The sequence below is a fragment of the Pseudonocardia sp. TMWB2A genome, assembly GCF_017312135.1.
In genome coordinates, this window is the sequence record NZ_QKQY01000013.1 from 1 (window position 1) to 1723 (window position 1723).

A 1723-nucleotide genomic window follows, 5' to 3' on the forward strand; every position below is an offset into this window, starting at 1 on the left:
CATCGTCGCAGATGAGCCAATTTCTTGGCGGCAAGTACAAGGGTGACAACGAAGGCACTGCGCAAGTTCTTCAGCGCTGGCTCAACGCCTACGACGAGCGCAACCAAACGCAAGGTCTGCCGTCCGCGCCGACGTGGATTGAAACGCCAACCTCGCGCCGCATTCTCAGCGGTCTGCGCTACGCGCAGATGGCAAACGACATTGTCCTGATCTACGGCGGTGCCGGTGTCGGTAAGACGCAAACCATCGCGCATTACGGATACATTGCACCAAACGTGTGGCACATCGAAGTGACGCCTGCGACTGCAACGGTTCGCGGCGTGCTGGAAGAGATTGCAAACGTGCTTGGCATCAAGGAATACATTCGCGTCGGCGCATCACTGCATCGCGTTTGTCTCAACGCAGTCCGCAACAGCAATGGCCTGCTGGTGGTCGACGAAGCACAGCACCTGACCGTTGCGGCGTTGGATCAAATCCGCGCGTTCAACGACCAAGGCAACATCGGCATCGTGTTGTCAGGCAACGAACGCGTTGACGCGCGCATGCGTGGCGGTGCGCAGGAAATGTGGCTCGACCGCCTGCGCAGTCGCGTTGGCAAGCGTGTCCACATCGCCCGTTCATTGCCGACCGATTCCGATGCGTTGATGCACGGCTGGGGAATTGCGGACGCCGAGTGCCTGGACAAGGGTCGCAAGATTGCCGCAAAGCCGGGCGGTCTTCGACTGTTGACGAAGTCCCTGCGCCTCGGTGCCACGTTCGCTGCCGCTGAAGGTCGCAAGCTTTGCTGCGAAGACCTGCAACGCGCCGCCACTGACTTGGACATCCTGTGATGAAGACGATCGACAACACGCTCATCGTCCAGTGACGCCGAATATTGCTTGATGCTGGTGCGCAAGTCACCCGGCATCACGGTCGCTGACATCGCTGCGCAAATGGGATTGACGCGCGGAAAAGTCAGCATGCACCTGGGCAACCTGCGCTCACGCGGCAAAGTTGTTCCTGCTGGCAAGCAAGGTCGTCTCGTGCGCTGGGCGACGCCGGAGCTGGTAGCTGTCAAAACGGACTCCTCGCTCACGCCACGCGCATTGCTGTCGCTTCTTCATACCTGTATTCGCGCGGAGGCGACGCCGCGTGCGCGCATCCGTGACCGCGACTACATCCCACTCCCTGTCAAGGAATGTCACGCATGAAGTTTGAGAACGTCCAATCGCTTCTGGCGCAAAACCAGCAAGCCATGATCGAGGCCGAGGCCACGCTGACGCAACTGCACCGCGAAGTCGAAGCGGATGACGACGCGAGCATCAATGCCGCAGAACTGGAGCTCGCCGTCGACTGCCTCTATGAGGCGGCACGGCATATCGCATGTGTACGACGTCGTATCAATGCACGCGGAGGTGCGTAATGAACGCCATTGATCCGCTCCATCCTGACCGTGTGCTCGGCTTGTTGCAGGACCGGCATATCGGCGCTGCCAATGGCGCAACCGTCACCCTGTTGGCGCTGGAACTTCTCGGTAATCACAGCCTTGGAGCGGAGCGTCAGATTCGCGCGGTGATTTTGCATTTGCGTCTGCGGGGTTATTCAATTTGCGCAACGCCACGTGACGGCTATTTCATCGCCTCGAATGCAGGTGAACTCGACGAAACGTGCGAGTTCCTCTACCACCGCGCCATGACCTCACTCATGCAAATTTCCGCTATGCGCAACGTCGCATTGCCTGACC

General features: G+C 59.4%; 4 protein-coding genes. All 4 read left to right on the plus strand.

From position 1 onward, the window contains the following. On the plus strand, positions 1 to 830 hold an 830-nt coding region (locus DMP17_RS46290), incomplete at its 5' end, for an AAA family ATPase (protein ID WP_337833048.1). A gap of 51 nt (positions 831 to 881) precedes the next feature. After that, entirely contained in the window at positions 882 to 1190 is a 309-nt protein-coding gene (locus DMP17_RS46295; RefSeq protein ID WP_337833049.1) for a winged helix-turn-helix domain-containing protein, read from the plus strand. Then, positions 1187 to 1402, plus strand: coding sequence for a hypothetical protein (locus DMP17_RS46300; protein ID WP_337833050.1), 216 nt, complete (start codon positions 1187 to 1189; stop codon positions 1400 to 1402). The genes DMP17_RS46295 and DMP17_RS46300 overlap by 4 nt, the downstream gene beginning before the upstream one ends. After that, positions 1402 to 1723 (plus strand): hypothetical protein (locus tag DMP17_RS46305; protein ID WP_337833051.1); only part of this gene is annotated, 322 nt, incomplete at its 3' end. The genes DMP17_RS46300 and DMP17_RS46305, both read left to right, overlap by 1 nt.